General features: G+C 62.5%; 22 protein-coding genes. 5 read left to right on the plus strand and 17 right to left on the minus strand.

Annotation, left to right across the window (positions count from 1 at the left end):
* The first annotated feature begins 38 nt into the window (after positions 1-38).
* On the plus strand, positions 39-638 hold the full coding sequence (locus ACU688_RS12500; RefSeq protein ID WP_448184947.1) for an NAD(P)H-dependent oxidoreductase: 600 nt from the start codon (positions 39-41) through the stop codon (positions 636-638).
* A gap of 1 nt (position 639) precedes the next feature.
* On the opposite strand, the gene ACU688_RS12505 is transcribed toward ACU688_RS12500, so the two are convergent.
* The 3 genes from ACU688_RS12505 to ACU688_RS12515 form a co-directional block, all read right to left on the minus strand.
* On the minus strand, positions 640-1029 hold the full coding sequence (locus ACU688_RS12505; RefSeq protein WP_448184948.1) for a hypothetical protein: 390 nt from the start codon (positions 1027-1029) through the stop codon (positions 640-642).
* A 32-nt stretch (positions 1030-1061) separates the two neighbouring features.
* A complete protein-coding gene (locus ACU688_RS12510) occupies positions 1062-2318 on the minus strand; it encodes a 3-phosphoshikimate 1-carboxyvinyltransferase (protein WP_448184949.1) in 1257 nt (418 codons plus the stop codon).
* Between the two features lie 91 nt (positions 2319-2409).
* Complete coding sequence (locus tag ACU688_RS12515) at positions 2410-2964, minus strand: UPF0149 family protein (RefSeq protein WP_448184950.1); 555 nt, start codon at positions 2962-2964, stop codon at positions 2410-2412.
* A gap of 172 nt (positions 2965-3136) precedes the next feature.
* Here ACU688_RS12515 and ACU688_RS12520 point away from each other — a divergent pair, with 172 nt between their 5' ends.
* Together ACU688_RS12520 and nudC are read left to right on the plus strand one after the other, a co-directional pair.
* Positions 3137-3949 carry a crotonase/enoyl-CoA hydratase family protein gene (locus tag ACU688_RS12520; RefSeq protein WP_448184951.1) on the plus strand — a complete coding sequence of 271 codons (813 nt, stop codon included), beginning with the start codon at positions 3137-3139 and terminating at the stop codon, positions 3947-3949.
* Between the two features lie 5 nt (positions 3950-3954).
* Positions 3955-4788, plus strand: a complete 834-nt coding sequence (nudC, locus tag ACU688_RS12525) for an NAD(+) diphosphatase (RefSeq protein WP_448184952.1) — start codon at positions 3955-3957, stop codon at positions 4786-4788.
* On the opposite strand, the gene ACU688_RS12530 is transcribed toward nudC, so the two are convergent.
* The 3 genes from ACU688_RS12530 to ACU688_RS12540 all read right to left on the minus strand — a co-directional run bounded on the left by ACU688_RS12530 (position 4756) and on the right by ACU688_RS12540 (position 7488).
* Positions 4756-5535 carry a TSUP family transporter gene (locus tag ACU688_RS12530; protein ID WP_207046149.1) on the minus strand — a complete coding sequence of 260 codons (780 nt, stop codon included), beginning with the start codon at positions 5533-5535 and terminating at the stop codon, positions 4756-4758. The two genes, nudC and ACU688_RS12530, sit on opposite strands and share 33 nt — an antisense overlap.
* A 173-nt stretch (positions 5536-5708) precedes the next feature.
* On the minus strand, positions 5709-6425 hold the full coding sequence (gene pcsA, locus ACU688_RS12535; RefSeq protein ID WP_448184953.1) for a phosphatidylcholine synthase: 717 nt from the start codon (positions 6423-6425) through the stop codon (positions 5709-5711).
* Positions 6426-6573: 148 nt separating this feature from the next.
* Positions 6574-7488: a class I SAM-dependent methyltransferase gene (locus tag ACU688_RS12540; RefSeq protein WP_448184954.1), complete on the minus strand. Its 915-nt coding sequence runs from the start codon at positions 7486-7488 to the stop codon at positions 6574-6576.
* 191 nt (positions 7489-7679) lie between these two features.
* Here ACU688_RS12540 and mdeB point away from each other — a divergent pair, with 191 nt between their 5' ends.
* Positions 7680-10340 (plus strand): alpha-ketoglutarate dehydrogenase, encoded by a 2661-nt coding sequence (mdeB, locus tag ACU688_RS12545; protein ID WP_448184955.1) that lies wholly within the window; start codon positions 7680-7682, stop codon positions 10338-10340.
* A gap of 123 nt (positions 10341-10463) precedes the next feature.
* Here the strand turns inward: mdeB and ACU688_RS12550 are convergent, their stop codons facing one another.
* Positions 10464-10952 (minus strand): DUF1289 domain-containing protein, encoded by a 489-nt coding sequence (locus ACU688_RS12550; protein WP_448184956.1) that lies wholly within the window; start codon positions 10950-10952, stop codon positions 10464-10466.
* A 249-nt stretch (positions 10953-11201) separates the two neighbouring features.
* On the opposite strand from ACU688_RS12550, the gene ACU688_RS12555 reads away from it, so the two are divergent.
* Positions 11202-11501: a putative quinol monooxygenase gene (locus tag ACU688_RS12555; RefSeq protein WP_448185580.1), complete on the plus strand. Its 300-nt coding sequence runs from the start codon at positions 11202-11204 to the stop codon at positions 11499-11501.
* A 53-nt stretch (positions 11502-11554) separates the two neighbouring features.
* Here the strand turns inward: ACU688_RS12555 and ACU688_RS12560 are convergent, their stop codons facing one another.
* The 10 genes from ACU688_RS12560 to ACU688_RS12605 form a co-directional block, all read right to left on the minus strand.
* Complete coding sequence (locus tag ACU688_RS12560; RefSeq protein WP_448184957.1) at positions 11555-12805, minus strand: ribonucleotide-diphosphate reductase subunit beta; 1251 nt, start codon at positions 12803-12805, stop codon at positions 11555-11557.
* A gap of 240 nt (positions 12806-13045) precedes the next feature.
* A complete protein-coding gene (locus ACU688_RS12565) occupies positions 13046-14347 on the minus strand; it encodes a carbohydrate porin (RefSeq protein ID WP_448184958.1) in 1302 nt (433 codons plus the stop codon).
* 186 nt (positions 14348-14533) lie between these two features.
* A complete protein-coding gene (lra1, locus tag ACU688_RS12570; protein ID WP_448184959.1) occupies positions 14534-15304 on the minus strand; it encodes an L-rhamnose 1-dehydrogenase Lra1 in 771 nt (256 codons plus the stop codon).
* A 28-nt stretch (positions 15305-15332) separates the two neighbouring features.
* Positions 15333-16391, minus strand: a complete 1059-nt coding sequence (gene rhaT, locus ACU688_RS12575) for an L-rhamnose/proton symporter RhaT (protein ID WP_448184960.1) — start codon at positions 16389-16391, stop codon at positions 15333-15335.
* A gap of 40 nt (positions 16392-16431) precedes the next feature.
* The gene (gene rhaM / locus ACU688_RS12580) at positions 16432-16752 is read right to left on the minus strand and encodes an L-rhamnose mutarotase (protein ID WP_448185581.1); all 321 of its coding nucleotides are present in this window, start codon (positions 16750-16752) and stop codon (positions 16432-16434) included.
* A complete protein-coding gene (locus ACU688_RS12585) occupies positions 16752-17627 on the minus strand; it encodes an amidohydrolase family protein (RefSeq protein ID WP_448184961.1) in 876 nt (291 codons plus the stop codon). The genes rhaM and ACU688_RS12585 overlap by 1 nt, the downstream gene beginning before the upstream one ends.
* Positions 17628-17697: 70 nt before the next feature.
* The gene (aldA, locus tag ACU688_RS12590) at positions 17698-19131 is read right to left on the minus strand and encodes an aldehyde dehydrogenase (RefSeq protein WP_448184962.1); all 1434 of its coding nucleotides are present in this window, start codon (positions 19129-19131) and stop codon (positions 17698-17700) included.
* A gap of 11 nt (positions 19132-19142) precedes the next feature.
* A complete protein-coding gene (locus ACU688_RS12595) occupies positions 19143-19943 on the minus strand; it encodes an HpcH/HpaI aldolase family protein (protein ID WP_448184963.1) in 801 nt (266 codons plus the stop codon).
* Between the two features lie 11 nt (positions 19944-19954).
* Positions 19955-21139 (minus strand): L-rhamnonate dehydratase, encoded by a 1185-nt coding sequence (gene rhmD / locus ACU688_RS12600; RefSeq protein WP_124529790.1) that lies wholly within the window; start codon positions 21137-21139, stop codon positions 19955-19957.
* Positions 21140-21155: 16 nt separating this feature from the next.
* Positions 21156-22451 carry an MFS transporter gene (locus ACU688_RS12605; RefSeq protein ID WP_448184964.1) on the minus strand — a complete coding sequence of 432 codons (1296 nt, stop codon included), beginning with the start codon at positions 22449-22451 and terminating at the stop codon, positions 21156-21158.
* Between the last annotated feature and the right edge of the window lie 34 nt (positions 22452-22485).

Genomic DNA, 22485 nt, shown 5'->3' on the forward strand with positions numbered 1-22485 from the left:
AACTTAAGCCCAGCCTAAACCGAAACGGAGTCAATGTCATGCACGCCTTGATCGTAGTTGCTCATCACGACCCGCAATCCCTGACTCACAGCATCGCCTTGCAAGCCGCCGCAGGGCTGACCGCTGCCGGCCACACCTTTGAAGTCGCCGATCTCGCCGCCGAAGGTTTCGACCCGCGCTACGGCGCCGCCGACCAGCGCGTTCATCGCGCCCGCGCCGAGCCACCGGCTGACGTGTTGGCCGAGCAAGCGCGTATCGACCGCGCCGACGCGCTGGTGCTGGCGTTCCCGATCTACTGGTGGTCGCTGCCGGGGCTGCTCAAAGGCTGGGTCGACCGTGTGTTCGTCAACGGTTGGGCGATTGATTACGGCCCTGATATGCCGGTGGTGAAAAAACTGCGGCACTTGAACGTGCACCTGCTGGCCGTGGGGGCGGCGGATGAAAGTGCGTTCGATCGCCACGGTTATGCCAAGGCCATGCGTACGCAGATCGACCACGGCATCTTTGATTATTGCGGCGCCAAGGTGCTCACCTCCGAGCTGTTGCTGGAATCGGAAAGCGGCACCGCCGAGGCGCATTTGCGCAAAGCGCACGCCGTGGGGCAGGGGTTGTTTGATACAGAGACGGTCGCCGGCTGATTCAGCCTTCGCGAAACAGGTCGTGGGCGTCGAGCAGGCGGTAGGCAATTTCCGGGCGTTTTTCCATGCCCCGGCGAATCGCTGCTGGAATCGCTTGGCGGGTCTTGCGACACAGGCCTGGAAACGGCTCGATGTCGATCTGGATGCCGCGCATGCTCTTGACCTCGGTGTGCCCCGGCGCCACCTGCACGCGGATGCCCAGTTGCTGGTACATCAGCTGTTGCATGCGCTCCAGGTCTTGCAGGCTCTTGAGGTCTTCGAGGCGTGCGATCAGCTTCTTCTCTTCCTGGCGCGTAAGGGCGAGGATACGCGCGTCGGCGCCAGGGGTTTGCAGCAGTTGCTCGCGGTCGCAGTCGCAAGCGCCGGGTGGGCAGGGTTGGCGAATAGTCATGTGCTTGGCCTCCCCATTCCGACGCTGACGGCTCAGTAGCTGAGTTGAACCCCAAGACTGCCCAGGGCCTTCCAGTACTCAGGATAGGTCTTGGCCACGCAGTCCGGGTCCTGAATGCGGATGCCCGCCACTTTCAAGCCAGCCAGGGCAAAGCACATGGCGATGCGGTGGTCGGCGTGGGTGTCGATCAAGGCATTGCACGACGTGCCGGCCAACGCCGGGTCGCTGGCCACGAGCAGATCGTCGCCTTCGATGGTGGCCAGGCCCGGGCGGATTTCATTCAAGCCGTCGTGCAGCGCCTGCACGCGATCACATTCCTTGACCCGCAGGTTGGCCAGCTCGGTGAAACGCACCGGAGTGTTGTTGAACGCGGCCAGTACGGCCAGGGTCGGGATGGCGTCCTGCATCTGCGAGCCAACCACCGTGGCCTGCATGTTCGGGAACTGGGCGATCACGGCCTGGGCCTTGGCGTCCGGTTGGGTGAAGTCCTGCGCGGCCACGCCGATGTCGATACGGCCAGCGGTCAGCACTTCGGCTGCCCACAAGTAGGTTGCGGCGGACGCGTCCGGCTCGATCAGGTAATCGTGGGCGGTGTAGCCGGTCGGCGCGACACGCCAGGTGGTGTCGTCGACGGTGTCGACCTGGGCACCGAAGGCGCGCATGCAGTCCAGGGTCAGGTCCACGTAGCCACGGGCGCCGATGTCCTTGCCGGTCAGTGCCACTTCAATCGGCGCTTCGCCACAGGCCGCAAGCATCAGCAGGGCCGACACGTACTGGCTGGACAAACCGCCGTCGATCTCGAAGCGCTTGGCCTGGACCTTGCCCACGCCATGCACGGTCACCGGCGGGCAACCGGTCGGGCTGTCGACCTGGATGCCGTTCTCGCGCAGGGTCGCCAGCAGCGGGCCGATCGGGCGCTTCTGCATATAGTCGTCGCCGGTCAGCACCACGGTGCCTTCAACGGTGGCGACGGCGGCGGTGAGAAAACGCATCGCGGTGCCGGCGTTGCCGAGAAACAGCGGTTGCGCCGGCAGTTGCAGCTTGCCGGTGCTGGTGACGACAAAGGTGGTGTCATCCGGCTCGTCGATGGTCACGCCCATCTGGCGCAGGGCCACCGACATATGGCGGGTGTCATCGCTCTTCAACGCGCCGCTCAGGCGGCTGGTGCCCTTGGCCAGGGCGGCCAGCAACAGGGCGCGGTTGGTAATGGATTTGGAGCCGGGGGGCGCGACCTTGCCATTGAGGGGGAAGTTGGGCGGTGTAACGGTCACGGTTTTCTGCGAACTCAAGGTACAAGGCTCCTGATGCAAGGCAAGGTGGTACGGAGTGGCCGACGGGCGGACCCGAATAATCGGCCAAACCAGCAGTACTTGTCGAGGTTTAGCGCTGGCTCAGCCAGTAATCGTGCAGGGCACGCGCGGCCGGTTCGATCTGGCTGACACGCTGTTGGTGCGCGGCTACATCCAGGTCAGCCGGCAACTCGAAATTGTCCTGCTCGGCACACCATGAGATTTTCTCCAGTTCGCCGGCCTGTACTGCCGGCAGTGCAGGCCAGTTGCCGATAGCGGCGCCACGGATATAACCAAAGCACCATTCCTCGGCGAGGGTCACGGTTTGGCCCTGGTGTTCGGTGTCGTCGAAACGTGCCTTGAAGCCCTGGGCGTCGGTGGCCAGTTGCCCGGCCAGGGTGTTGATGTGGCGCACGCACAGTTCGAGGAAACGTTGCGCCTCGTCCATGCTTTCCCACTCGGGGTTTTGCCCGCCCCAGATCGCCGGGAACCACTCGGCCACGTCCACCTGGGCCGGGCTCGACACCAGGGCGGTGAAGTAGCCGTCGAGTTCGGCGAGGTTCAGCACCGAATGGTCGTCGCCGTACTTTTGCAGGGTGTCTTCGACAAATTCGAATTCGGCCGGGGAGAGGGGTTGGGCGTGCATGGGCATATCCTTTAAACGTCGAGCGCCGCTGATGGGGCGGCTTAAAGCGCGAAGGATGGCGTGTACGCCGGGTTTTATCCAGCGTTTTCCCAGTCCCGCTTTTGGCCGATGCGCCGTGGCGCACCCTTGTTATAGTTCGGCCCTTATCACTCGCCAGTCAGGGATCACTGCCATGTCCGAATACCAAGCTTTTGTCGTCGAACTCACTGGCAACGTTGCCCATGTGCAGATCAATCGCCCGGAAAAGATCAACGCGATGAACGCGGTGTTCTGGACCGAAATCATCGAGATCTTCCAGTGGATCGAAGACACCGATGCGGTACGCGCGGTGGTGCTGAGTGGCGCGGGCAAGCATTTCTCCTCGGGCATCGACCTGATGATGCTGGCCTCGGTGGCCAACGAATTCGGCAAGGACGTCGGCCGCAACGCGCGCCTGCTGCGCCGCAAGATCCTTGAGCTGCAAGCGTCGTTCAACGCTGTCGACAACTGCCGCAAACCGGTGCTGGCGGCGATCCAGGGCTATTGCATCGGCGGCGCCATCGACCTGATCAGCGCCTGCGACATGCGCTACGCCGCCGAGGGCGCGCAGTTCTCCATCAAGGAAATCGATATCGGCATGGCCGCTGACGTCGGCACCCTGCAACGCCTGCCGCGCATTATCGGCGACGGCATGCTGCGGGAACTGGCCTACACCGGCCGCCAGTTCGGCGCCGAGGAAGCGCGCAGCATCGGCCTGGTCAACCGCGTCTACGCCGATCAGGAAAGCCTGCTGGCCGGCGTGTTCGAGATCGCCCATGAAATCGCCGCCAAGTCGCCGATTGCCGTGACCGGCACCAAAGCCATGATCAGCTACATGCGTGACCATACAGTCAATGATGGTCTGGAATACGTTGCCACCTGGAACGCGGCTATGTTGCAATCCAACGACCTGCGCGTGGCCATCGCGGCCCATATGAGCAAGCAGAAACCCGAATTCGTGGATTGACTGACATGACCCCAGGCTGGATTACCACAACACTGCTGGACAACGACACCCCCGGCGGCTGGGCCGTCGCCCGCAGCCGCGAGGGTTTTTTGCATGACAGCAATGGCCCGCTGTTCCCCCGGGAATGGCTCAAGCGCCAGGACCTGTCGGTGTTTGCCGAGCACGGCATCGGCCACCTCGACGGCGAGCCGGTGTACCTGCTGGAGCTGAATGCGCCGGCCGACGTGCCGGATTGCGGCTGGCAGGGCCTGCGCGCCTTTATGCTGCAAGGCGATCACACCCTGTACAAAGTGTTGGGTTACGCCGCCCAGATCGGTACCTGGGCGCGGGAGCACCGTTTTTGCGGGAGTTGCGGCCAGGCCATGGTCCAGGTGCCACGCGAACGCGCGATGTATTGCCAGCCTTGCGACCTGCGCAGCTACCCACGGATTTCACCGAGCATGATTGTGCTGGTGACCCGTGGCGACGAGATCCTGCTGGCGCGTTCGCCTCGGTTTGTCACGGGGGTGTACAGCACGCTGGCGGGGTTTGCCGAACCGGGTGAGTCGGCCGAAGACTGCCTGGTGCGCGAAGTGCGCGAGGAAGTGCAGGTGGAGGTGCAGAATATCCAGTACATGGGCAGCCAGTGCTGGCCGTTTCCCCATTCGATGATGCTTGGCTTCCACGCCGAATACGCCGGTGGCGACATCGTGCCCCAGGCCGACGAGATCGAAGACGCGCAGTGGTTCAACATCCACAACCTGCCGCCGTTGCCGGCGTCACGTTCGATTGCGCGCTACCTGATCGACCTCTACCTGGCGCGGCGCTTAGGCCACGCTGAACCAGTGCTGCCAGGCTAGGCGCACCGTCAGGCCCAGCACTACGGTGATAAACACCGGGCGAATGAACTTGGCGCCGCCGCTGATCGCGCTGCGTGCGCCAAAGAATGCGCCGCCCATCACGCAGACGCCCATGGTCAGGCCGACGATCCAATCCACCGTGCCGTTGAAGATAAACACCGACAGCGCTGCCGCGTTGCTGACGAAGTTCATGCTGCGCGCCACGCCGCTGGCCTTCACCAGGTCGACGGGGTACATCAGCATCGTGCTGACGGTCCAGAACGCGCCGGTGCCCGGGCCGGCCACACCATCGTAGAAGCCCAGGCCGAAGCCCTGGGTAGATTGCCATTTCTTCTTGATCGGTGCGTCGGCCGCCGGCGGCGCCTTGGGCGTGCCGCCGAACAGCAAATACAGGCCGCAACCAAAGACGATCACCGGCAGCATCTTGTTCAGGGTCTCGGCGGGCAGGTAGTGGGCGACCACCGCACCGGTCAGCGCACCGATAAAGGTGCCGACGATGGCGTGCACCCACTGGCGCGGGTGAAACAGCTTGCGGCGGTAGAAGGTGAAGCTGGCGGTGGCCGAGCCAAAGGTGGAGCTGAGCTTGTTGGTGCCCAGTACCAGATGCGGCGGCATGCCGGCGGTGAGCAGGGCAGGCGTGGTGAGCAACCCGCCGCCGCCGGCGATGGCGTCGATAAAACCGGCGACAAAGGCCACGGCGGCGAGAATGGCGAGGGTGGTGAGGTCAACGCTGAGTTCGAAGGGCATGGGCAGGGCTTATGGTTGGCAGGGCGGCCGCCATCTTACTGCCAGATGTACACAGATCCAAATGTGGGAGCTGGCTTGCCTGCGATAGCGGTCTGTCAGCAAAAAATCTGGGGCTGACCCACCGCTATCGCAGGCAAGCCAGCTCCCACATTTTTAAACTGTGCCCACATGACTTAGCGGTGTGCTTCGATCCACTCCAGCGCCGTACGCCAGATGCAAATCCCCAGGAAGTACGCCGACATCACCGACCACAACCCAAACGTCCACGGGTTGGTGTTCGGATAATCCACCACCATCAAAAAGCTGCACAGCAACCAGATGGTGGTCACCGCGATATTGATCGGCATAAAGCGCTTCACGCGGAACGGGTGCAAGAACTTCATCGGCGTCACGGTCAGCAGGGCCAGGCCGATCACGGTGAGCAAGGTGACCCAGGCGTCGGGCTGGATGATGTACACGCACAGGGCGACCACGTTCCAGGCGGCGGGGAAGCCGACGAAGTAGTTGTCCTTGCTCTTCATGTTCACGTTGCAGAAGCAGAACAGCGACGACACGAGGATCACCGACACGGTGAACAGGTGGGTAAAGTCCGGCAGGTCGATGTAACGATAGATAAACAATGCTGGGATAAACACGTAGGTCAGGTAATCGATCACCAGGTCCAGCACCGAGCCGTCAAAGCTCGGCAGCACGGTGCTGACGTTGACCCGTCGTGCCAGTGAGCCGTCGACGCCATCGACCACCAGCGCCAGGCCCAGCCACAGCAGGCAGGCCTTGGGTGAGTTTTCCAGCAGCGCCAGGGTGGCCAGGAAGGCCAATACCACGCCAGTGGCGGTAAAGCCGTGGGCGCCCCAGGCTTTGAGTCTGGCTACATGCAGGGTCGATATCACAGGCGGTTCTCCAAAAGGTGAAGCGGGGCAGCCGACAACGTGACGCCGTCGAGTCTGGCCAGGGAATGCAGGTATCGACCGGGAAGGGGAGGATATGGTTCACCGCCCGGTGTAAGACTAAGCGTAGCAAGCGCGCGCCGTTTCAGCATCAGCCTTGACGGAACACCAGCGCCTTCAGGCCGCTCTGTGGGTCGATGTCAGGAAATTCCGGCGGGTTTTCCAGACGTTCGACAAAGCGCAGCCCCGGTGCTTCACGGGTCACGCCGTCGATCAGGAAGTCTTCACCGAAGGCCGGGTCGTTCATGCAGGCCAGCACCGTGCCTTGCGCTGTCAGCAGATCGGGCAGGCGGCGCAGCACGCGCTGGTAGTCCTTGGTCAGCAGGAAACTGCCTTTCTGGAACGACGGCGGGTCGATGATCACCAGGTCATAGGGGCCGCTATGGGTGACCTTGGCCCAGGACTTGAACAGGTCGTGGCCGAGGAACGTTACCTGGCTCAGGTCGTGGCCGTTCAGGCGATGGTTGTCGCGCCCACGGCTGAGGGCGCCACGGGCCATGTCCAGGTTCACCACATGGTCGGCGCCGCCTTCGATGGCCGCCACGGAGAAACCGCAGGTGTAGGCGAACAGGTTGAGGACGCGCTGGCCCTTGGCCTGTTCACGCACCCAGTTGCGCCCGTAGCGCATGTCGAGGAACAACCCGCTGTTCTGTTTTTTACCCAGATCGATCAGGTAACGCAGGCCGCCTTCGGTGATGGTCAGCTCATCGACAGGGTTGCCCACCAGCCATTCGGTGGTGCTTTGCGGCAGGTAGCGGTGTTGCAGCGCGACGGTGTGGGCGCTCAACAGCGTTTGCAGTAGCTGCTTCAGGGCTTCCAGCTGCTCAGCTTCCGGCTCCTTGAACAGCGATACCAGCACCACGCCTTGCAACCAATCCACCGTCAGTTGCTCCAGGCCCGGCCAGCAGCGCCCACGGCCGTGGAACAGGCGGCGGGTTTCACTGGGCGGGGTCGCCAGGGCGGTGAGCAAGTGAGCGTGCAGGGTGGCAAGTGCGTCTGGGTTCATCGTTTAGCGTCGTTCGTTGAGCGGGCGGCATTTTAAACACAATGGCGAGGGTTCGGGGGGCTTGAGCACAACGTGCTGAGGAAAGGCGGATTGCCAGTGAATCATGCTCAAAATGCAGATTTTTGCGCCTGATATCAGGCAAAAAATCCTTTGGCCCCGACATAAACTGGAAAAAAAGCCTGGAGGTGCCCATGAACGGTTTCGCGAGCGCGGTGAATCACACAGCCCTGGATCAACAAGAGTTGGACGAGTGGCGCGACGCCCTTGCGTCCCTGGTGGCCAACGCCGGCCCTGCACGAGCCCGGCAGATCCTCGACCTGCTGGCCCGTGAAGGCAGTGCGCCGCACATCGACTGGAAACCACGCCACGGCACGCCTTATATCAATAGCATCAGCGTCGAGCAGCAACCGGCGTTTCCCGGCGACCTCGCCACTGAAGAGCGCCTGGCCTCGCTGGTGCGCTGGAACGCCCTGGCCATGGTGGTGCGGGCCAACCAGGCCTACGGCGAACTCGGCGGGCATATCGCCAGCTACGCCAGTGCGGCGGATTTGTTCGAGGTGGGCTTCAATCACTTTTTCCGTGCGCGCAATGACGGTTTTGGCGGCGACCTGGTGTTCTATCAGCCCCATTCCGCCCCCGGCATCTATGCGCGGGCGTTTCTCGAAGGGCGCTTAAGTGAACACGACCTGGCCCACTATCGCCAGGAACTCGGCGGCCCCAAGGCCGGCGCGCGCGGGCTGTCCAGCTATCCCCATCCGTGGTTGATGCCTGATTTCTGGCAGTTCCCCACGGGTTCGATGGGGATCGGTCCCATCAGCTCTATTTTCCACGCGCGTTTCATGCGCTACCTGCAACACCGCAACCTGTTGGACACCACTGACCGCCACGTCTGGGGCGTATTCGGCGACGGCGAAATGGACGAACCGGAAAGCATGTCCGCCCTGACCCTGGCGGCCCGCGAAGGCCTGGACAACCTGACCTGGGTGGTCAACTGCAACCTGCAACGCCTCGACGGCCCGGTGCGTGGCAATGGGCGGATCATCGACGAACTGGAAGCCTTGTTCGCCGGCGCGGGCTGGAACGTGATCAAGCTGGTCTGGGGTTCGGACTGGGACGCCTTGCTCGCCAAGGATGCCGATGGTGCGCTGGTCAACACCTTGTCACAGACCGTGGATGGCCAGTTCCAGACCTTTGCCGCCAAGGACGGCGCCTACAACCGCGAGCACTTTTTCGGCCAGAGTGAATCCCTGGCCAAACTCGTGGCGGGCATGAGCGACGAACAGATCGACCGTCTCAAGCGCGGCGGCCATGACATGGTCAAGATCCACGCGGCCTACCACGCAGCGCGCCGGGTCAAGGGCAAGCCTACGGTGATCCTCGCCCAGACCAAGAAGGGCTTCGGCATGGGCGAGGCCGGGCAGGGCAAGATGACCACGCACCAGCAGAAGAAGCTCGACCGCGAGGCGTTGATCGCCTTTCGCAATCGCTTCCAACTGCCGCTGAGTGATGAGCAGACCGAATCCCTGAGCTTCTTCAAACCGGCCGATGACAGCCTTGAGATGCGCTACCTGCACCAGCGTCGCCACGCCCTCGGCGGCTATGTGCCGAGTCGCAGCCAGCACGCCGCCCCGGTCAACGTGCCGCCGGTGGCAGGCTATGCCGGTTTTGCCACGGCGGCCGACGGCAAGGAAATGTCCACCACCATGGCCTTTGTGCGCATGCTCACCAATTTGCTCAAGGACAAGGCCTTGGGCCCGCGCATCGTGCCTATCGTTGCCGACGAAGCGCGCACCTTTGGCATGGCGAACCTGTTCAAGCAGATCGGCATTTATTCCAGCGTCGGCCAGCGCTACGAGCCGGAAGACATCGGCTCGATCCTCAGCTACCGCGAAGCCACCGACGGGCAGATCCTCGAAGAGGGCATCAGCGAAGCCAGCGCCATCAGCTCCTGGGTCGCAGCGGCCACCAGCTACTCGGTGCATGGCCTGCGCATGCTGCCGTTCTACATCTATTACTCGATGTTCGGTTTCCAGCGCGTGGGCGACCTGATCTGGGCCGCCGCCGACCAGCGCGCCCGTGGTTTCCTGCTCGGCGCGACGGCAGGGCGCACCACCTTGGGTGGCGAAGGCTTGCAGCATCAGGACGGCAGCAGCCACCTCATGGCGGCCACCGTGCCCAACTGCCGTGCCTACGATCCGGCGTTTGCCGGGGAGTTTGCGGTGATCCTCGACCACGGCATGCGCCAGATGCTGGAGCAGGAGGTGGACGAGTTCTACTACGTGACCCTGATGAACGAAAACTACCCGCAGCCGAGCCTGCCGGAAGGGGTGGACGCGGCGATCATCAAGGGCATGTATCGCCTCGAAGGCGCGGATGATGCCCAGGTGCGCCTGCTCGGTTCCGGCACGCTGGTGCGCGAGGTGCAAGCGGCGGCGCAGTTGCTGGCAGACGATTGGCACGTGGCGAGTGAAGTGTTCAGCGTCACCAGTTACAGCGAACTGGCACGGGACGCGCGGGAGGTGGAGCGGTGGAATCGCCTGCATCCGCAAGATTCTGCACGCACCAGCCATCTGGCTGAATGCTTGCCCAAAGGGGCGCCGGTTGTCGCGGTGTCGGACTACGTACGGGCGGTACCGCAGATGGTGGGTTCGTACATCGGTTCCAGCTATACCGTGTTGGGTACTGACGGGTTTGGGCGCAGTGATACACGGGCGGCGTTGCGGGATTTCTTTGAGGTGGATCGATATCACATCGTATTGGCAGCGTTGACGGCGTTGGATGCGCGGATGGGTCAGCAGGCGATTGAGAAGTACGGCTTGCAGACGGAGCGTGATCCATCCTGGACCTCCTGAACAACAGAGATCAACTGTGGGAGCTGGCTTGCCTGCGATGGCGGTGCATCAGTCGATAAATGTGTTGACTGACACTCTGTCATCGCAGGCAAGCCAGCTCCCACATGGGTTTTGTGCTGTGGCCTAGAATGTGGCGATCAGGGCCGGCCCAAACGCTTCCTTGAGGAAGCCTGGGGCGATGTACCGCTCGTAATGCGCCTCCGACAACAGGAAAAACTCCCGGTCAATCGCATCGCGGAGGTCGGCCAGCTGCCGCTCACGAAACTCCGGCAGCAACACCAACCCATACGCATCCAGCCTGGAAATCACCCGCGCGCCCCGGGCAATCAACTGGTACGCCCAGCAATACGGCGACTGGTGCGGCACAAAGCGGATCTTGCGGTTTTCCAGTTGCTGGCGCAGCAGGTGCGCATCAAACACCTCCAGCTTGCTGGCCATCACCTGCACCAGCAATTGCTCCAGGCGCAGCCAAACCGCCTGTTTTTCCTCGGCGTTGTAGCCGTTCCACTGGATCACTTCGTGGTGGTAACGCTTGCAGCCCCGGCAGACCAGGTCGCCGTAGACGGTGGAGCACAGGCCGATGCAGGGGGTCTTGATGGTTTGATTGGGCATAAAGACGCTGATCTATTTGAAGTGGCAGGGTAATAGAGATCTAAAGCAACGCATTTTCAATTCTTTGGCGAAAGTGTTAGCGCATTTTGTCAGTGTTTCTTTGTGGTGTGGCAGACAAAGATGGTCGCAGTCCCCAAAGGATGACGAACCATGAAAACCACGTTCAAACCCTTAGGTTACTGTCTGGCGGCACTGATGTTGATCGCCGCCAGCGGGTGCGTAAGCCAGCCCTCTACAGGAGTCACCAGAATGCATGCGCCTTTGATTTCCCTCGCCGTACTCAAGGCTAAACCGGGTCAACAGGACGCCCTGAAAAGCGGTTTGTTGAGCCTGATCGAACCGACGCGCGCCGAGCCGGGCAACCTTGATTACGTGTTGTTTGAGCAGAAGGATGAACCCGGTACGTTCTACATGCGTGAGGCGTTCCAGGGCCAAGCCGCGCTTGATGCGCACTTCGCGACTGCGCACTTCCAGCGGTTTGCCGCAACGGCTGATGATCTGCTCAGCGAGCCGCTGAAACTGATATTCCTGGAGCAGGTTTCGAACTGAAGGTTCCCATGGGCCGCTTTGGGGCGGCCCATGGGTAGGCGCCGTTGAGAGCGTCAATCCCAGCTCAACGCACCACCCGTCTGGTACTCGATCACTCGGGTCTCAAAGAAATTCTTCTCTTTCTTCAAGTCCATGATCTCGCTCATCCACGGGAACGGGTTGGTCGTCCCTGGGTATTCTTCCTTCAAGCCAATCTGCGACAGGCGACGGTTGGCGATGAACTTGAGGTAGTCCTCCATCATCGCGGCGTTCATGCCCAGTACGCCGCGCGGCATGGTGTCGCGGGCGTATTCGATTTCCAGCTGGGTCCCTTGCAGGATCATCTGGGTCGCTTCTTCCTTCATCTCGGTATCCCACAGGTGTGGGTTTTCGATTTTGATCTGGTTGATCACGTCGATACCGAAGTTCAGGTGCATCGACTCATCGCGCAGGATGTACTGGAACTGCTCGGCCACGCCGGTCATTTTGTTGCGGCGGCCCATGGACAGGATCTGGGTGAAGCCACAATAGAAGAAGATGCCTTCCAGGACGCAGTAGTAGGCGACCAGGTTGCGCAGCAGTTCTTTGTCGGTGTCGACGGTGCCGGTTTCGAACTTCGGATCGGAGATCGAACGGGTGTACTTCAGGCCCCAAGCGGCCTTTTTCGCGACCGATGGGATCTCGTGGTACATGTTGAAGATTTCGCCTTCATCCATGGCCAGCGATTCGATGCAGTACTGGTAGGCGTGGGTGTGGATCGCCTCTTCGAAGGCCTGGCGCAGGATGTACTGGCGGCACTCCGGGTTGGTGATCAGGCGGTAAACGGCCAGCACCAGGTTGTTCGCGACCAGGGAGTCAGCGGTAGAGAAGAAGCCCAGGTTGCGCATGACGATGCGGCGCTCGTCGTCGGTCAGGCCTTCGGGGTTTTTCCACAGGGCGATGTCGGCGGTCATGTTGACCTCTTGCGGCATCCAGTGGTTGGCGCAGCCGTCGAGGTATTTCTGCCAGGCCCAGTCGTACTTGAACGGCACAAGTTGGTTGAGGTCGGCGCGGCAGTTGATCATGCGCTTTTCGTCAACGGCGACACGGGCGGAGGCGCCTTCGAGTTCGGCGAGGCCTTCGGCGATGTCGAGTTTGTCGAGGGCGGCCTTGGCGCGGATGATGGCGGCGGAGTCGTTGGCGGTCACGTTACGGGCTTCCAGCGCGGCGGCAGCACCGGCACCGTCGAGGCGGTCCATGTTGGCTTCGCTGGCATGGCCGGCGTTGGCGCCCTTGATCACCGCTGCACCGGTGTCTTCGTTGTCGACTTCATCCCAACTCAGCATTGAAATTCTCCTTCCTGGTCTGTTCTGACGGCGTGTGAACCCGTCCAAAAATATGCGATTTGCAGGCTACTAGGCATTGAAATACTGCGCAGAGTGTGGTCGGTAAATACCGATACTGCACACTATGTAGTGGTCTGTTCTGTTTGTGGGCACACTATATGGTGTGTAACAAGACTGGTCAACGCACAAGATGTGCGGTCTTGGGTCGCTGCCAGTCTTAAGTTACGTCAGGACCAGGGGTTAGAAATCAGCGATAAACTGTATGCCACCGACCACCGCACCCCGGGTTTGCGTGAGCCCACCCGGGTACTTCACGTATTGCAGGTTGGGCCGCACCATCAGCCACTGCGTCGCCTGCACGCCATAGTTGATCTCGTAGCTGTATTCACGGCGCTGTTCGGGTACGTACAGCGGGTCGTCGAGGGACGTCACGCCATTTGCCGCATTGAGCATTTGCGTGTTGCGCGTGTAGCGGTCGCTGACCTGCAATTTCGACGCACCCACGCCGAAGGTGTCATCCGGGCGCGCATCGAACGGGCCTCGGTAGATCAGGCCGACCTGGATCAGGCTCTTGATCACGCTTTTGTCCGGGTCGTTCACCGTGAGGTTGGCGAACACGTTGAGCCCGCGCTTGTTGTTGCCATCTACCGTGGTCAGTTGCTGCTGGCCCGATAGCCACCAGCCACTGTTGCTGGAGTACATCCGGTAGGGTTTTTGCGAGCTGGCGGCATAGTTGCCGTCGGCGTCCTTGAGCATGTCCTTGGTGTCGGCGTTGGCGTAGTAATAGCCGGCGTGATACTCCGAATTCAGCCCATCAATGTGTCCTTTCCAGATCGCTTCGATGGGAAAACTGGTGCCTTGTGAGCCGCTGATAAACGGTTTGAAGCCGTTGCTGGCTTCGGCGTTGCCCGGGTTCTTGTCATACGCGCCGACCTGCAGGGCGAACTCTTCCGTGAACTGGTACTTGGCGCGCACCGCCCACTGGCTGATGGGAAAGCTGTTCCATACGCCGTTCCAGTTGCCTTCCTGGGAACCGCACAGGGTCACGTTCTGGAATTCGCAGGGGAACTGGTCGAAGTCTTCACCGTGGCCGAAACGCCCGAGTTTCAAGGCGAATTTCCTGTCGAAGAACTTCTGCTCATACCAGAACTGCGACAGCCGCCAGGCATTGCCGCCGCCGAACACTTCCATGGTCGAGGTCAGCCCGGTGGCGTTGGGGTGGTGTACGCGGTCGTTGGTGATGTCCTTGCCATGGCGCTCGCCGATACCGATGCGAAACGTCGCGTCCTGCCAGCCGAGGAGTTTTTGCAGGTCCATGTCCACGCCAAGGATCAGTTGATCGCTCCAGCGCGCGGTGGTGTGGGAGTTGTAGCCGCCACCGAGGTTGGAGCCGACTTCGCCGACGTATTTGAGGGTGAAGTCGTAGCCCTGTTCGGCCAGTTGCGGGCGCAGGCCGTTCCAGTCGCCGAGCATGGCGGGGGCGCTGTAGGCGCAGGTGGAGAGGGCGCTGCAAAGCAGGGCCAGGGGGTAGGTGGTGCGCATGGAGAAGCTCCTTGGATTGTTGTTTTTATTGGGAAATGCACAAATTTCAGGCACACAGAGGCCCCCTGTGGGAGCGGGCTTGCTCGCGAAAGCGGTCTGTCAGTTACTGATGTGCTGACGGATACACCGCATTCGCGAGCAAGCCCGCTCCCACATTGGAACTGTGGTGTTTTCGGGAGAGCGGGGTTACTGAAGGTTTACGTAGAGACCGCCATCGACGAGCAACGACGCACCAGTCACATAGCGCGCCATGTCCGAGGCCAGGAACACAATCGGCCCGGCCACATCATCCGGTTCACCGAGGCGGCCCAACGGTGTACGCGAGGTCATATAGGCGAGCTTCTCCGCATCCGCCAAATCCTCTTTGTTGATATCCGTGGCAATCGTCCCCGGCAGCACCGAGTTGCAACGAATCCCATACGGCCCCAGGGCAATCGCGCAGGATTGCATCAACGAATGCAGGCCGGCCTTGGTCGGCGTGTAGTGGGTTTGCATGCCGCCGCCCACCAGGGCGCTGATGGAGCTGACCGCGATGATTGCGCCGCCCCGGCCTTGGTTTTTCATTTGGTTGGCCGCCGCCTGCACGGCGAAGTAGGCGCCATTGAGGTTGGTGTTGACGGTCTTCAGGTAGACCTCGCGGGGCATGTCGAGGAACGAGTGGAACGGGCAGATACCGGCGTTGTTGACGAACACATCGACGCTGCCAAAGGCCTTCACCGCGCCGGCCACCAGTTTGTCGCCGGTGTCCGGGTCGGCCGCGTCGCCGCCCACTTCGATGGCTGCGCCGCCAAACGCCTTGATCTCTTCGATCAACGAATAGGCAGCCTCGGTGCCTTGGCTGCTGCCGCTGTGGCCGATGACGACACGGGCGCCTTGGCGTGCACATTCACGGGCGGCGGCGTGGCCGATGCCACGGGAGGCGCCGGTGATGATCACGGTTTTATCTGCAAGCAACATAAAAACACTCCTTCAAAAATAAGCGGCCTCAGCCGAGGTAATTGCCGTAGCCGACCATGGCGATTGCGCCGATGATCACCGCGATCCCGGCCACCAGCACGCCTTTGTTGGCGGCGCTGGTGCCGTGCCATTCGCGGAAATACAGGCCCCAGCAGTTGGACACGATGATGATGAACGACATGTGCAGCACCCACGAACTGGCGTCGTTTTGCAGGCGGCTTTCGCCCATGCCGTAGAAAAAGAACTGCAAGAACCACAGCGTGCCTGCGATCGCCACCAGCAAGTAATTGCCCAGCAGCGGGGTGCTGCGGTCGGTGTAGTTGTGGAAGGTGCGGTTGCGCCAGTTCAGCCACAGGCACCAGAGGCCGTTGGTGGTCAGGCCGCCCCACATGATCACCATAAAGGTCACGTTGTTCTGGAACAGGCTGTTGGCGCCGTGCTCCACCGCAGCGGCAGCGAGTGGGCGCCCGGCGGAAATGCCGTAGCTGAAACAGGCACTGAGCACGCCGGAGATCACCGCCACCAGCATGCCCTTGCCCAGGGAAAACTCGCTGACACTGGCGAACTTCACCGCCTGGGACACTTCCCGTTCCTTGATCAGCCCGGCCTTGCCGCACACCGCGATACCGACCAACGACACCGCCACGCCCCACAGCACCCAATGGCCGCCCTGGGAAGCCAGCATCGAGGTCAGCGTGCCTTCGGTGGCGTCGGTGAACAGGTCGCGGTACAGCGCCGGCATCAAGGCGCCGAGGGCCGAGGTGAGGCCCATGATCAGCGACATGCCCAGGGACAGGCCGAGGTAGCGCATGGTCAGGCCAAACGTCAGCCCGCCGATGCCCCACAACACGCCGAACATATACGTCCACAGCAGCGTGCTGGTGTCGGCATCGCGCAGGATCTGCACCCAGCCTGGCACCGTCAATTGCGCGGCAATCAGCGGCACGATCAGCCAGGACACCAGGCCGCCGGTGATCCAATAGCTTTCCCAGGCCCAGCCACGGACCTTCTTGTAGGGGATGTAGAAACTGCCGGAAGCGAAGCCGCCGATAAAGTGCAGAATCACACCGAGGAGAATGATTTCCACGTAGTTGAATCCTTTTTATTGTTGTTGTGGTCTTGGTTGGTCAGGGGCGCGTGAGCTGGAACATCGGCTGTAGATCGACGCTGACCGGCGAGGCATCCGCGTGGCTGGGCATGATGTCCTGCATGTGGTTCCACCAACGCTGCATCAGCGCGGTGCCGGGCAGTTCATCGAGGCCGTGGGCGTCTTCGTGAGTGAGCACGGCGAACAGCGCATTGGCCGGTTCATCGAGGAAAATCCGGTAATCCACCACGCCAGCGTCCAGCAGGGCCTGGGCCAGTTCGGGCCAGATCTCGTCGTGGCGCTTGCAGTATTCATTGGCCTGGCCGGGGTTGAGGTTCATGCGAAAGGCGCGGGTCTGCATCATTGCGCTCCATGGGCGGGCGTGTAGATGCGCACCGCGTTGTGCAGGAAGAAGTTGGCTTGCACCGCTTGCGGCTTATCCGCCATGCAGCGCTTGACCAGGCCTAACGTAGTGGCGAAATCCGCCAGGTGATCGCTGTTGGGCCAGTCGCTGCCAAAGAAGCAACGGTCTTCACCAAAGGCTTGCCACAGCACGGCCAGGCGGTCGTTGTAGAACGCCGGGTCGCTGATCAATCCCTGGGGGCCGACCTGCGGGATTTCCGCCAGTTTGGCGAACACGTTCGGCCGCTCGGCCAGGCGTAACAGGTCGGCGTGATAGGCCGTTTCTTCAGCGGCTGGCACCTGGGCGTTGGGCAGGTGATCGACGATGATGCGCAGCTCGGGCAAGGCATCGCTCAGGTGCAACAGGCCCTTGATCAAGCGCGGGTTCGGGTTGGCGCTGTCCAGGCCCCGGCCGGTGGCGGCGAGTTGGCGCAGGCCGTCGATAAAACCGGGGCGGGTCTGGTCCAGCAGCAGGTCGCGGTCCCACAGGTTGCCGTAGCGCAGGCCGAGGAACAGCGGCTCGTCGGCCAGCGCCTCAAGATCACGGGCGAAGTCCGCGTGCAACGGGTCGAGGTTACCGACAAAACCGAGCATGCGCGGGTCGCTGCGCAGGGTGTGCAGCAGCCAGCGGTTGTCGTCGCGCCACGGGCTGGCTTCCACGGCAATCGCGCCGACCACGTTGTGCGGCGCGGCCAGCGCCCAGTAATCCGCCGGCAGATGCGCGGCGTACAAGCGGTTGCCCGGCTCGGGCCAAGGGATGCCTTGGGGCCGGCGCGGGTCGAACAGGTGCAGATGGCTGTCGATGATCGGGCCGCTGTAGGGCGTCAAGGGCATGGGGCAGTCCTTATCAGGAGCACATTGGGAAGGGCCCGCACGCTACCGTGAGCGGGCCCGTTTAACCAGATCAGCTCTGCAGGTACACCACATGGGTATGGGTGTATTCGTACAGGCCATGCTTGCCGTCGGCCCCGCCGATCCCGGATTTACGCACGCCGGCATGGAAGCCTTGCATGGCTTCGAAGTTCTCGCGGTTGACGTAGGTTTCACCAAAGTCGATCTCGCGCACCGCGTGCATCGCCTTGCCTAGGTCGCGGGTGTAGATCGACGAGGTCAGGCCGTAGTCGCAGTCGTTGGCCATGGAGATGGCTTCGTCGAGGTCGTCGACAATTTGGATCGGCAGCACCGGGCCGAAGATCTCTTCCCGCATGATCTCCATGTCGGCGCGGCAACCGGCCAACACCGTCGGCTGGAAGTGAAAGCCCGCACCCAGATCGGCAATCTGCCCGCCGGTGATCAAGTTGGCGCCCTGACTCAGCGCGGTGCGCACCTTGCGGTTGACGTTATCCAGGCCCTGGCGGTTGATCAGCGGGCCCATCTCCACATCGGCCTGGGCCAGCGGGTCGCCGTAGCGCGTGGCGGCCATCGCCGCACTGATGCGCTCGATAAACTGGTCGGCGACTTTGCGCTCGACGTACACGCGCTCGGCGCAGTTGCACACTTGCCCCGTATTGATGATGCGCGAATCGCGGATGGCTTTGACCGCCAGGTCCAGGTCGGCGTCGGCCAGGACAATGGCCGGCGCCTTGCCGCCCAGTTCGAGGTTGAGCTTGGTGATGTTCGGCGCGGCGGCGGCCATGATCCGCGAACCGGTGGCGACGCTGCCGGTGAAGCTGATCATGTCCACGCCCTTGTGCGCAGTGAGGGCGCCGCCAACCTGGCCGTCGCCGCACACCACGTTGAACACGCCGGTGGGCAGGTCGGTTTCGGCCACGAGCTTGGCGAATTCAAAGCAGTTGTTTGGCGTTTCTTCGCTGGGCTTGATCACGATGGTGTTGCCGGTGAGCAGCGCCGGGGCCATCTTGCGCGCGATCAGGAAGAACGGGAAATTCCACGGCAGGATGCCGGCCACCACGCCCAGCGGTTTGCGGAACAGGAAGATGTTTTCGTTCGGGCGGTCGCTGGTGATGATCTCGCCTTCGATGCGCCGCGCCCACTCGGCCATGTAGTCGAGGTAGTCGGCAGTGAAGTTCACTTCGACCTCGGCCAGCCCGCTGACCTTGCCTTGTTCCAAGGTGATGGTGCGCGCCAGGTGCGCGACGTTTTCACGCAGCTTGGCGGCAATCCGGCGCAGGTGCCCGGCGCGCTCGATGGCCGGTTTGCGCGCCCAGTCTTTTTGCGCCTGGCGTGCGGCAGCGAGGGCCTGGTCGACATCGGCGGCGGTGGACGCCGGGACCTTGGACAGCAGCGCGCCGGTGGCCGGGTTGAGTACATCAATGTGGGCTTCGCTGGTCACGAAGCGGCCGTTGATAAAGTTCTGGTACACGGGAACGGACGACATGGGGCAGCTCCTTAGTAAGTGCGTGACGGCGCTTTCGCGTCGGCAGCCGGGCGATAGCGGGCGAGGGTGGCCAGGGCGCTCTGGCGCAGCAGGCTGATGTCGATGGCCACCGCAATAAAGCGGCAACCCCAGGTCTGGTAGCGGCGAGCGTCGTCTTCATTGGGCGCGAGGATGCCGCAGACCTTGCCGGCGGCGAGGGTGGCGTCCACCGCGTGTTTGATGCGTTCCTGGACTTCGGGATGGCCGGGATTGCCGGCGTGGCCGAGGCCGATGGACAGGTCGGCCGGGCCGATGAACACCGCGTGCACCCCTTCGACGGCGGCAATCGCGGCGACGTTTTCCACGCCCAGGCGCGACTCCACTTGCACGATCAGGCACAGTTCTTCATGGGCGGTGGTGAGGTAATTGTCGACGCCGTCCCAGCGTGTGGCGCGGGTCAAGCCACCGCCGACGCCACGGATGCCGTGGGGCGGGTAACGCATGGCGCGCACCAGGGCCTGGGCCTGTTCGGCGGTTTCGACCATGGGGATCATCAGCGTCTGCGCGCCAACATCCAGCAGTTGCTTGATCAGGTTGGCGTCGCCATTCACCGCGCGTACTACCGGCGCGGTGGCGTAGGGCGCCACGGTCTGCAATTGGTTGAGCACGCTGGGCACGGTGTTCGGTGCGTGCTCGCCGTCGATCAGCATCCAGTCGTAACCGAGGCTGGCGACGATTTCGGCGGCGTAGCCGGTGGAAAAACCGGCCCAGATGCCGTACTGCGTGGCGTCGTTGGCCAAGGCGGCCTTGAAGCCGTTGCGGGGCATGTGCATGGCAGGTTTCCTCAGCGGTTGTAGGGACGGTGCAGCTGGCAGTCGGGGTTCAGGTCAACGCCGAAGCCGGGTTTATCCAACGCCGACAGACGCATACGCCCGTTCACCGGCACCGGCTCGCCGAGCAGTTGCGGGTGGAACATCGGCACCACTTCATCGGCCTTCGGCGCCATCATCAGGAACTCGGCGAACGGGCTGTTATGGCGGGTGGCGACGAAGTGGTAGCTGTACACCGAGGAACCGTGGGGCACGACCATGGCGTTATGCGCATCGGCCAGGGCGGAGATTTTCACCAGTTCGGTGAGGCCGCCGCACCAGCCGACATCCGGCTGGATGATGTCGCAGCAGCCCATCTCGAGGAGCATGCGGAAACCCCAGCGCGTGGCTTCGTGTTCGCCGGTGGTCACCAGCATGCCCTTGGGCACGTTGTTGCGCAGGGCGGCGTAGCCCCAGTAATCGTCCGGTGACAGCGCTTCTTCGATCCACTTGAGGCCGTGTTCATGGGCGCCGATGGCCAGTTTGGTCGCGTAGTTCAAGTCCAGGCTCATCCAGCAGTCGAGCATCAGCCAGAAGTCCGGGCCGACCCGCTCGCGCATGGTCGCCAGTTCTTCGAGGTTTTTGCGCAGGCCTTCTTCGCCTTCGCTGGGGCCGTGGTGCAGGGGCATCTTGCCGCCGATAAAGCCCATCTTCTGCGCCAGGTCGGGGCGCGCGCCGGTGGCGTAGAACTGCAATTCATCACGCACTGCGCCGCCGAGCAGGTGGTGCACCGGCTCCTGGCGCAGTTTGCCGAGCAGGTCCCATAGCGCCAGGTCGACGCCGGAGATCGTGTTGATCACCAGGCCCTTGCGCCCGTAGTAAAGGGTGGACTGGTACATCTGGTCCCAGATCTTTTCGATGTCGGTGACGCGGGCGCCTTCGATGAAACGCGCCAGGTGTTTCTCGACGATATAGGCCGCCGGTTCACCACCGGTGGTCACGGCGAAACCGACGGTGCCGTCGCTGGCCTCGATCTCCACCACCAGCGTGCCGAGCACGTTGATGCCGAAGCTGCGGCGGCTCTGGCGGTACTCCGGGTATTTGCTCATTGGCGTGGAAATATGGTCGTCGATCCAGTGGCCGTCGCCCTGGTCGTGGTAATCGGCGCCGCCGCCGCGCAATACAAAGGCGCGCACGTGTTTGATGGTGAGGTTGCCCATGGTGTGACTCCTGGAGTTAAACAGTGGCCGGCGTGTTCGACGCTTTGGGGCCAGGTGAATGGATGCCCAGTACCAGCAACGCAGCCAGTACCGTGGTGGCGGACAGCAGGTACAGACCGGCTGCCGGGGAATGGAAGGCGCCTTCGGCCCAGTGTTTGAGCACCGGGGCGATAAAGCCGCCGAGGGCGCCGAAGGAATTGATCAGCGCGATGCCCGCTGCGGCGGCGCTGCCGGCCAGGTAGCTCGATGGAAAGGTCCAGAACACCGGCTGCACCGCGATAAAACCGGAGGCGGCAAAACACAGGGCAAGCATGCCCAGCAGCGGGCTGGCGAATGTCACCGAGCAGGCGATGCCGGCGGCGGCCATCAGCAGGGTCAGGCAGGCGGTTTGCCGACGCAGGCCGGTGCGGTCGGAATAGGCCGGAATCCACCAGGCCGCAAACAACGCACACAGCCACGGAATCGCCGAGACCAGCCCGACCATCAGGCCGACCTTGGTGCCGAGCAGGCCACCGACTTGGGTCGGCAGGTAAAACACCACGCCGTACACACTGGCCTGGATCAGCAGGTACACCAGGCACAGGTACAGCACCGACGGTTGGCACAGCACGTTGAGCAGGCTGCGGCCGTGGGAGGTTTTGTGTTGGTCTTCGCTGTCGAGCAGGGTTTGGATTTGCAGGCGCTCGTCGCTGCTTAGCCACTTGGCGTCGGCGGGGCGGTTGTCCAGGTAGAAGTAGGCCCAGATGCCCACCACCGAGGCCATCAAGCCCTCGACGGCGAACAACCATTGCCAGCCGTGGATGCCGGCCCAGCCGTCCATTTCGAGGAGCAGGCCGGACAACGGGCTGCCGAAGATAAACGCCAGTGGCGCGCCAAAGTAGAAGAAACCCATGGCCTTGCCGCGCACGGCCTGGGGGAACCAGTAGGTGAGGTAGAGGATGACGCCGGGAAAGAAGCCGGCTTCGGCCACACCCAGCAGGAAGCGCAGGACGTAGAAGCTGGTTTCGTTGTGGGCAAACACCATCGCCGCCGAGATCAGGCCCCAGCTGACCATGATCCGGCACATCCACAGGCGGGCGCCGACACGGTGCAGGATCAGGTTACTCGGCACTTCCAACAGCGCGTAGCCGACAAAAAACACACCGGCGCCGAAGGCAAACGCGGCATCGCTCAAGCCGGTGTCCGCCTGGAAGGCTTGCTTGGCAAAGCCGACGTTGGCGCGGTCGAGAAACGCCATGATGTACATCAGCAGCAGGAAGGGCAGCAGCCGCCAGGAAATCTTGGCGAGCAGGGGCGCGGGCAGGGTTTTCATAGGGGCAGTCCAGTGTTTTGTTCTTATGGGCCGG

The sequence above is a fragment of the Pseudomonas acericola (SeqCode) genome, from assembly GCF_053456465.1.

Coding starts and splice junctions, on each gene's coding strand:
- ACU688_RS12585 (WP_448184961.1), bottom strand. CDS start 17,627: ATGCCCTTGACGCCCTACAGCGGCCCGATCATCGACAGCCATCTGCAC.
- ACU688_RS12550 (WP_448184956.1), bottom strand. CDS start 10,952: ATGCCCAATCAAACCATCAAGACCCCCTGCATCGGCCTGTGCTCCACC.
- ACU688_RS12555 (WP_448185580.1), top strand. CDS start 11,202: ATGCATGCGCCTTTGATTTCCCTCGCCGTACTCAAGGCTAAACCGGGT.
- aldA (WP_448184962.1), bottom strand. CDS start 19,131: ATGTCGTCCGTTCCCGTGTACCAGAACTTTATCAACGGCCGCTTCGTG.
- rhaM (WP_448185581.1), bottom strand. CDS start 16,752: ATGCAGACCCGCGCCTTTCGCATGAACCTCAACCCCGGCCAGGCCAAT.
- ACU688_RS12505 (WP_448184948.1), bottom strand. CDS start 1,029: ATGACTATTCGCCAACCCTGCCCACCCGGCGCTTGCGACTGCGACCGC.
- ACU688_RS12530 (WP_207046149.1), bottom strand. CDS start 5,535: ATGCCCTTCGAACTCAGCGTTGACCTCACCACCCTCGCCATTCTCGCC.
- mdeB (WP_448184955.1), top strand. CDS start 7,680: ATGAACGGTTTCGCGAGCGCGGTGAATCACACAGCCCTGGATCAACAA.
- rhmD (WP_124529790.1), bottom strand. CDS start 21,139: ATGGGCAACCTCACCATCAAACACGTGCGCGCCTTTGTATTGCGCGGC.
- ACU688_RS12565 (WP_448184958.1), bottom strand. CDS start 14,347: ATGCGCACCACCTACCCCCTGGCCCTGCTTTGCAGCGCCCTCTCCACC.
- ACU688_RS12515 (WP_448184950.1), bottom strand. CDS start 2,964: ATGCACGCCCAACCCCTCTCCCCGGCCGAATTCGAATTTGTCGAAGAC.
- lra1 (WP_448184959.1), bottom strand. CDS start 15,304: ATGTTGCTTGCAGATAAAACCGTGATCATCACCGGCGCCTCCCGTGGC.
- ACU688_RS12560 (WP_448184957.1), bottom strand. CDS start 12,805: ATGCTGAGTTGGGATGAAGTCGACAACGAAGACACCGGTGCAGCGGTG.
- ACU688_RS12500 (WP_448184947.1), top strand. CDS start 39: ATGCACGCCTTGATCGTAGTTGCTCATCACGACCCGCAATCCCTGACT.
- ACU688_RS12540 (WP_448184954.1), bottom strand. CDS start 7,488: ATGAACCCAGACGCACTTGCCACCCTGCACGCTCACTTGCTCACCGCC.
- ACU688_RS12520 (WP_448184951.1), top strand. CDS start 3,137: ATGTCCGAATACCAAGCTTTTGTCGTCGAACTCACTGGCAACGTTGCC.
- ACU688_RS12595 (WP_448184963.1), bottom strand. CDS start 19,943: ATGCACATGCCCCGCAACGGCTTCAAGGCCGCCTTGGCCAACGACGCC.
- nudC (WP_448184952.1), top strand. CDS start 3,955: ATGACCCCAGGCTGGATTACCACAACACTGCTGGACAACGACACCCCC.
- ACU688_RS12605 (WP_448184964.1), bottom strand. CDS start 22,451: ATGAAAACCCTGCCCGCGCCCCTGCTCGCCAAGATTTCCTGGCGGCTG.